This is a genomic window from uncultured Flavobacterium sp. (assembly GCF_963925415.1).
Classification (GTDB): domain Bacteria; phylum Bacteroidota; class Bacteroidia; order Flavobacteriales; family Flavobacteriaceae; genus Flavobacterium.
In genome coordinates, this window is record NZ_CAWUTS010000030.1 from 1 (window position 1) to 7,486 (window position 7,486).

Here is a 7,486-nt window from a genome sequence, read left to right on the forward strand (position 1 = left end):
TAGCGGCTTAAAAAAAAACTATATGAATATAATAATTAATCGAATATTTAAACTGTAGCTGCGTAAATCTTAAATAAACAAGGGCTAAAAGAAATGCCTTATCTCTTTTGTTATGCTTTTTTTAATAGTAAAAATTAAAAAGGAAATCTTGTAAAATAAATAAAAAAAAACCCGAATCGTAATCGAATCGGATTTATTATTTATAATTAAACGGTTTATTTTATTGCGTTAATCCTCTTGAAATTACAATTCGTTGAATTTCAGAAGTACCCTCATATATTTGAGTAATTTTTGCATCACGCATCATTCTTTCTACATGGTATTCAGATACATAACCATTTCCGCCATGAATTTGTACCGCTTCAATTGTTGTGTTCATAGCGGTTTCTGAAGCATGTAGTTTTGCCATTGCACCCGAATGTGAAATATCTTCCCCATTATCTTTTTCAAAAGCAGCTTTATAACAGAGTAATCTAGATGCCATAATTTGTACATACATATCTGCTAATTTAAACGCAATTGCTTGATGTTGTATTATAGGTTTTTTAAAGGTAACACGCTCTTGAGCGTATTTTAAAGCTAATTCATAGGCTCCTTGAGCGATTCCTAAAGCTTGTGAAGCAATTCCGATACGGCCTCCATTTAAAACTTTCATAGCAAAAGTAAAACCAAAACCATCTTCTCCAATTCTATTTTCTTTGGGAACTTTTACATCTGAAAACATTAAAGAGTGTGTGTCAGAGCCTCTTATGCCCATTTTTTTTTCTTTTGGGCCAATTGTAAATCCATCCCAACCTTTTTCAACGATAAACGCATTAATTCCTTTATGTCCTTTTTCAACATATGTTTGTGCAATAACAATATAAGTTGAAGCTGAATTTCCATTGGTAATCCAATTTTTAGTTCCGTTTAATACATAATGATCACCTTTGTCTATTGCAGTAGTTTTTTGTGAGGTAGCATCTGAACCGGCTTCGGGTTCTGATAAACAAAAAGCCCCTATAACTTCTCCTTTTGCTAACGGGATTAAATATTTTTGTTTTTGATCTTCGTTAGCATATTTTTCAATTCCAGCACAAACTAAAGAGTTATTAACTGACATAACTACAGCAGTTGATGCGTCTATTTTTGCAATTTCTTCAATTGCTATAACATAAGAAATTGAATCTAAACCAGCACCACCGTATTTTGGATCTACCATCATTCCCATAAAGCCCAACTCAGCCATTTTTTTTACCTGCTCGGTTGGAAATTGAGAAAACTCATCTCTTTCAATAACACCAGGTAACAATTCAGTTTGCGCAAAATCTCTAGCTGCTTGCTGAATCATTATTTGTTCTTCGTTTAATTTAAAATCCATAGATTAATTTAGTATGTAGTTTTGTATTATAGCCCAAATGTACTTATTTATTAGTAGATTTTCAATAACAATTTGTAATTTTAACCCCATGTATAAGAATAACTACAACGTTATCGGAGTAATGTCAGGAACTTCATTAGATGGAGTAGATTTAGCTTTTGTAAACTTCAGTTTTAATGACAAATGGACTTTTAAAATTTTGAAGTCAAAAACAGTACCCTATTCAAATGAATGGGTAAACAGGCTTAAAAAAGCAATAGATTTTTCTAAAACAGAATTGGATGAATTAAATATAAATTATACTTTTTTGTTAGCTCAAATTATCAATGAATTTATTGATGCTAATAATCTAAAAGCAATAGATGCCATCTGTTCACACGGTCATACGATACTTCATAAACCAAATTTAGGGTATACGCTTCAAATAGGAAATTTGCCAATTTTGTCTGAATTAACAAAACAAAATATAGTTTATGATTTTAGAGTTCAAGATGTTGAATTAGGAGGTCAAGGGGCTCCTTTAGTACCAATAGGAGATCGATTGTTGTTTTCTCAGTATGATTATTGTTTAAATTTAGGTGGTTTTTCAAATATTTCATTCGAAAAAAATCACAAACGCATTGCCTTTGACATATCTCCTGTTAATACGGTTTTAAATTATTATGCCAATAAACAAAATTTACCTTATGATGATGAAGGTTTAATTGCTAAATCGGGCTCTTTAAATTTAGGTTTATTTGACGAATTAAATCAATCAGATTATTATAAAAAAAGTTACCCTAAGTCATTAGGTGTTGAATTTGTAAATGAAGTTGTTTTGCCTATTATAGAATCAAGCGAATTATCGGTTAAGGATTTGTTAAATACTTTTGTAGAACATGTAGCCTTTCAAATGAGCCAAGTAATAACAAAAAAGGGTGCTACTTTACTTATTTCAGGAGGAGGAGTTTACAATACCTTTTTAATAGAACGAATTACATATTATTTGCCTGATGCTAAAATAATACTTCCTGATCACCAAATTATTGAATATAAAGAAGCCTTAATTTTTGCTTTTTTAGGAGTATTGAAATTAAGAGATGAAATTAATGTTTTGTCGTCTGTAACAGGTGCATCAATTAATCACAGCTCAGGAAAAGTGGTTTTAAAAAATCTTAAATAAATAAACATGAAGTTACTATGAAAAATCCTGTTATAAAATTACTAAATTTTTGTGTTTAAGACAGCTAATCCACTAGAATATGTATATTTGCTTCATTAAAAATTAAAAATAAAATATAAAAATGGAAGCATTATTAATTATCATTTTCATTGTAGGTTATTTAGCTATTGCGTTAGAACATAATCTTAAAATTGACAAATTAATCCCAGCACTAGGGATGATGGCAATTTTATGGGCAATTATAGCAGTAGCTCATTTAAATGTTTATGAAGTAAATACATTAACTAAATCATTAGAACTTCATCATTTAGAAGGTGTTTTGCTTCATCATTTAGGAAAAACTGCAGAGATACTAGTGTTTCTTTTAGGTGCCATGACTATTGTGGAAATTATCGATTACTTTGATGGTTTTTCTACGATTAAATCTTACGTAAAAACTAAAAATAAAGTAAAATTACTTTGGTTATTTACAACATTAGCATTTATATTATCTGCTATAATTGACAACTTAACAGCGACTATTGTTTTAATTACTATTCTTCAAAAAATAGTAAAAGAAAAAGAAGTTCGTTTGTGGTATGCAGGTCTTATTGTAATTGCGGCCAATGCTGGAGGAGCATGGTCTCCTATTGGAGATGTTACTACTACTATGCTTTGGATTGCTAATAAAGTTACGGCAAGCAGTTTAATTATACACGTACTTATACCATCTATATTTTGTTATGCTGTACCTACATTTATAGCTTCTAAATTGTCTGTTTTTAAAGGCGATATAGAAATAACTTCTGAAAAAGATGAAAAACCCAAAACAAAATTTAGTGCCACAATGTTTTATTTAGGTTTAGCAGGTATTTTGTTTGTGCCTATTTTTAAAACATTTACACACCTACCGCCTTATATGGGCATGATGTTGTCATTAGCTATTGTTTCTATTTTTGCAGAATACTTCAGTGGATCTAAATTTTCAGTTGGAGATGCTTCTTCAGGTGGCGCAACAAATATAGGAATACATAGTCCAATACATCATTCGTTATCTAAAATTGAAATGCCAAGTATTTTATTCTTCTTAGGAATTTTAATGGCAGTAGCTGCTTTAGAATCATTAGGAATGTTGTTTGAATTTGCTGGTGTTTTAGAAAATTCTGTTCCTTTTTTAGGCACTGAACTTCAATCAACGCACCTTTCAGATTTAGTAGTCTTGTTATTAGGCGCAGGGTCTGCAGTTATTGACAACGTTCCATTAGTGGCAGCAAGTATAGGTATGTTTTCTATACCACTAGATGAGCCTGCATGGCATTTTATTGCATATTCAGCCGGAACAGGTGGAAGTATGTTAATAATAGGTTCAGCTGCAGGAGTTGTTGCTATGGGAATGGAAAAAATTAACTTCATGTGGTATTTAAAAAAAATAGGCTGGCTCGCGTTACTTGGTTTTTTATCAGGTTTTGTAGTATTTGTTTTGTTAAGAGACTTTTTGTTAAACGCTTCCTAACACAATTTTAAATAAACATTTGCGTTATTAATATATATATATAATCTTATGAGTATACTTCTTCAAGTAGATAGTTTAGCACTTGCTAGCCAAGCTTTAATAGAAAACCAACCTGATAAACAAATACTTACAATATGGTCTTTACTAACCAGTGGTGGTTTAGGTGGTCAAGTAATAATATTAGTTTTATTTATTTTATTATTTTTTGCTTTTTTCTTGTATTTTGAGCGTTTAATGGCAATCAATAAGGCAAGTAAGATAGATTCTGGCTTTATGAATAACATAAAAATAAGCATCACATCTGGAAAAATTGATAATGCAAAAATGATTTGTGCACAATCAAATTCTCCGGTTGCAAGATTAATAGAAAAAGGAATTTCACGCATTGGAAAACCTCTAGAAGACATTAATACAGCCATTGAAAACGCAGGAAACCTAGAGCTTTATAAACTAGAAAAAAACACATCTATGTTAGCCACAATTTCTGGTGCGGGTCCTATGATTGGATTTCTTGGAACAGTTGTAGGTATGATTTTAGCTTTTCATAAAATGGCAAGTGGCGGTGGACAAATTGAAGTAGGTGCCCTTGCCGAAGGCATTTATACAGCAATGACAACAACTGTTATAGGTCTTATTGTAGGTATTGTAGCTTTTATGGGATACAATCATTTAGTTGTAAAAACAAATAAAATTGTAAATCAAATGGAAGCCAATGCAGTAGATTTTCTGGATTTATTAAATGAACCTGTATAATGAAGTTAGGTAAAACAAGAAATAAAGTATCCACAGAGTTCAATATGTCTTCCATGACCGATATTGTTTTTTTGTTGCTCATATTTTTTATGTTAACATCTACTATGGTAACCACAAACGCTTTAGACTTGGTGCTGCCAAAAGCCAAAGGAAAAACAGATAGCAATAAAAGCATATCGGTAAATATCAATAAAAAATTAGAATTTTACATCGATAAAAATCCCGTTCAAGAAACAGAATTAGAATCGCAATTATTAGCAATTTTACCAACAGGTAATGACAACGGCAGAGCTTTAATTTTAAGAGTAGAAGAAGGAGTGCCCATAGAAAAAGCAGTTTTTGTTATGGATATAGCCAATAGAAACCAAATAAAAATAGTATTAGCAGTAAACCCTAAATAGTTTTTTTTAAGCTATTTCCAGCTATTCGTTACAATCTTTTAAATCTACAAAACATTTAAAAGTATTTTCACTACTATCTGGGCTAGAAAAATTTGTTGCAATTAAAAAATAAGATATAAAAACCAATTAGTTCAAACATGCTTAGCCCATATTTGACATCTAATAATCTAAAACATGAGCCTTTTAGAAACTCCCGAAGAAAAAAAATCATTTGTTATTACATCAGCCATTTTTGTAGTATTAGCATTACTGTGTGTTTTTTTTGGTTTAAGCTACATGGACCCTCCGCCAGAAAACGGAATAGCCGTTAACTTTGGCACAAGCAACGTAGGTCAAGGTAAAACCAAGCCTACAGAGCCCGTTAAGGCAGCAGCTCCACAAGTCCCAAATGAAACCGCAAAGGCTCAAGAAGAATTAGTTACACAAAACAACAATTCTCCTGTAGTTGTGACAAAAAATGTAAATGATAAACCAAAAACAGTTCCAAACGAAATAACCCCTACCAAAACGACCAAACCAGCCGAGCCTACGAAGCCTAAAAATACTGTTTTAGAAGGAATGATAAAAGGTAAAAACAAAAGCACTACAGCCGGTGGTGATGGCAATGATGGCAAGCCAGGAGATAAAGGATTAATAAATGGAGATTTATATGCCAACAGCTTTTGGGGCAACGGAAAAGCAACAGGAAGTGGAGAAGGAACTAAGTGGGGTTTAGCAGGTAGAAGTTTAGCAGGTAATGGTAAAATAATACAGCAATGTAATGAAGAAGGCACTATAGTGGTTCAAGTTACAGTAAACAAACAAGGAAAAGTGATTAGCGCACAATATTCGGCAAAGGGTTCAAATTCTACAAGTCAATGCTTAATTAAGCCCGCAATTGAAACTGCCAAAACATTTAAATGGAATCAAGCTTCAGACGCACCTGACAACCAAATAGGCTTTGTAGAAATAAACTTTAGAGTAGGAGAATAAATATAATGAACTATCAAGAAACTACCCAATGGCTTTTCGATCAATTGCCCATGTTTCAAAATCAAGGTGCTATTGCCTACAAAAATGATTTATCTAATATTTTAAAATTATCGGATCATTTAGGCCACCCCGAAAACAGCTTTAAATCTATACATGTTGCAGGAACTAATGGAAAAGGTTCGACATCTTCACTATTGGCCTCAGTGCTTCAAGAATCGGGCTATAAAGTTGGCTTATACACCTCGCCACATCTAAAAGACTTTAAAGAACGCATCAAAATTAACGGTCAAGAAATTACAGAAGCATATGTTGTAGATTTTGTTAAAATGCATAAGTCTTTTTTTGAGGCAAATGAATTGAGTTTTTTTGAAATGACAGTAGGTTTAGCTTTTCAATATTTTAGCGATGAACATGTCGATGTTGCAATAATTGAAGTAGGAATGGGCGGCAGACTAGACGCTACTAATATTATTACACCATTGGTTTCTGTGGTGACTAATATTAGCTTAGATCATACCCAGTTTTTAGGAAATACACCTGCATTAATAGCTCAAGAAAAAGCAGGAATTATAAAAAACAAGATACCTGTAGTTGTAGGGGAGTATACCAAAGACACTAAGCCTGTTTTTTTAAATAAAGCAAAAGAAAACAACGCCCCAATATATTTTGCTCAAGAGCATTATTTTGAAGATTTACCATCAGCTTTGTTAGGTGATTATCAAATTCAAAATAAAAAAACAGTACTCCAAACTCTAACTTTAATAAATAATTACTTTGTTGTTACAGATGAAAATATAAAAAAGGGATTTCTCAATGTTATAAAAAATACAGGATTGCTAGGTAGGTGGCATCAATTAAATCAAAACCCTACTGTGGTTTGTGATACTGCCCATAATGCTCACGGATTAAAAATCGTACTCAATCAAATTAATAAACAAAAATTTGAGCGTCTCTACATAATTTTAGGCGTTGTAAATGACAAAGATTTAGATTCAATTTTACCATTATTTCCTAAAAAAGCCTTTTATTATTTTTGTAAGCCAACTGTTTTTAGAGGTTTAAACGCAACTGTTTTAAAAGAAAAAGCAATGCATTACAATTTAAACGGAGTAATATGTAATTCTGTTTCAGAAGCTTATGTTTTAGCTCAGATAGAGGCAAAAGAAAACGACTTTATATATATAGGCGGCAGTACATTTGTGGTTGCAGAAATTATTTAATTATTTTTTAAAAATAGTTGTATCATTCAAAAAGTTATGTATATTTGCACTCGCAATACGGAAGTAGTATGGCAAATTAAAACAGGGCGATTAGCTCAGCTGGTTCAGAGCACCTCGTTTACACCG

At 31.8% G+C, this 7,486-nt stretch carries 7 protein-coding genes; 6 read left to right on the forward strand and 1 reads right to left on the reverse strand.

Translation table 11 applies throughout. From position 1 onward, the window contains the following. Nucleotides 1-220 precede the first annotated feature (220 nt). The gene (locus AABM47_RS02115; RefSeq protein WP_338409273.1) at nucleotides 221-1,360 is read right to left on the reverse strand and encodes an acyl-CoA dehydrogenase; all 1,140 of its coding nucleotides are present in this window, start codon (nucleotides 1,358-1,360) and stop codon (nucleotides 221-223) included. An 88-nt stretch (nucleotides 1,361-1,448) separates the two neighbouring features. On the opposite strand from AABM47_RS02115, the gene AABM47_RS02120 reads away from it, so the two are divergent. The 6 genes from AABM47_RS02120 to AABM47_RS02145 all read left to right on the forward strand — a co-directional run bounded on the left by AABM47_RS02120 (nucleotide 1,449) and on the right by AABM47_RS02145 (nucleotide 7,360). Then, nucleotides 1,449-2,522, forward strand: coding sequence for an anhydro-N-acetylmuramic acid kinase (locus AABM47_RS02120; RefSeq protein WP_338409274.1), 1,074 nt, complete (start codon nucleotides 1,449-1,451; stop codon nucleotides 2,520-2,522). A gap of 121 nt (nucleotides 2,523-2,643) precedes the next feature. Then, nucleotides 2,644-4,014 carry a sodium:proton antiporter NhaD gene (gene nhaD / locus AABM47_RS02125; protein WP_338409275.1) on the forward strand — a complete coding sequence of 457 codons (1,371 nt, stop codon included), beginning with the start codon at nucleotides 2,644-2,646 and terminating at the stop codon, nucleotides 4,012-4,014. Nucleotides 4,015-4,062: 48 nt separating this feature from the next. Continuing rightward, on the forward strand, nucleotides 4,063-4,767 hold the full coding sequence (locus AABM47_RS02130; protein WP_338409276.1) for a MotA/TolQ/ExbB proton channel family protein: 705 nt from the start codon (nucleotides 4,063-4,065) through the stop codon (nucleotides 4,765-4,767). Continuing rightward, a complete protein-coding gene (locus AABM47_RS02135) occupies nucleotides 4,767-5,168 on the forward strand; it encodes a biopolymer transporter ExbD (protein WP_338409277.1) in 402 nt (133 codons plus the stop codon). Before AABM47_RS02130 ends, AABM47_RS02135 begins: the two co-directional genes overlap by 1 nt. Nucleotides 5,169-5,342: 174 nt before the next feature. Next, nucleotides 5,343-6,140, forward strand: a complete 798-nt coding sequence (locus AABM47_RS02140) for an energy transducer TonB (protein ID WP_338409278.1) — start codon at nucleotides 5,343-5,345, stop codon at nucleotides 6,138-6,140. Nucleotides 6,141-6,145: 5 nt separating this feature from the next. Next, nucleotides 6,146-7,360 carry a folylpolyglutamate synthase/dihydrofolate synthase family protein gene (locus AABM47_RS02145; RefSeq protein WP_338409279.1) on the forward strand — a complete coding sequence of 405 codons (1,215 nt, stop codon included), beginning with the start codon at nucleotides 6,146-6,148 and terminating at the stop codon, nucleotides 7,358-7,360. Nucleotides 7,361-7,486: the final 126 nt, after the last annotated feature.

Excerpts from the sequence above, each read along its gene's own strand:
- nhaD (WP_338409275.1), top strand. The coding sequence starts at position 2,644 with ATGGAAGCATTATTAATTATCATTTTCATTGTAGGTTATTTAGCTATT.
- AABM47_RS02135 (WP_338409277.1), top strand. The coding sequence starts at position 4,767 with ATGAAGTTAGGTAAAACAAGAAATAAAGTATCCACAGAGTTCAATATG.
- AABM47_RS02130 (WP_338409276.1), top strand. The coding sequence starts at position 4,063 with ATGAGTATACTTCTTCAAGTAGATAGTTTAGCACTTGCTAGCCAAGCT.
- AABM47_RS02145 (WP_338409279.1), top strand. The coding sequence starts at position 6,146 with ATGAACTATCAAGAAACTACCCAATGGCTTTTCGATCAATTGCCCATG.
- AABM47_RS02140 (WP_338409278.1), top strand. The coding sequence starts at position 5,343 with ATGAGCCTTTTAGAAACTCCCGAAGAAAAAAAATCATTTGTTATTACA.
- AABM47_RS02115 (WP_338409273.1), bottom strand. The coding sequence starts at position 1,360 with ATGGATTTTAAATTAAACGAAGAACAAATAATGATTCAGCAAGCAGCT.
- AABM47_RS02120 (WP_338409274.1), top strand. The coding sequence starts at position 1,449 with ATGTATAAGAATAACTACAACGTTATCGGAGTAATGTCAGGAACTTCA.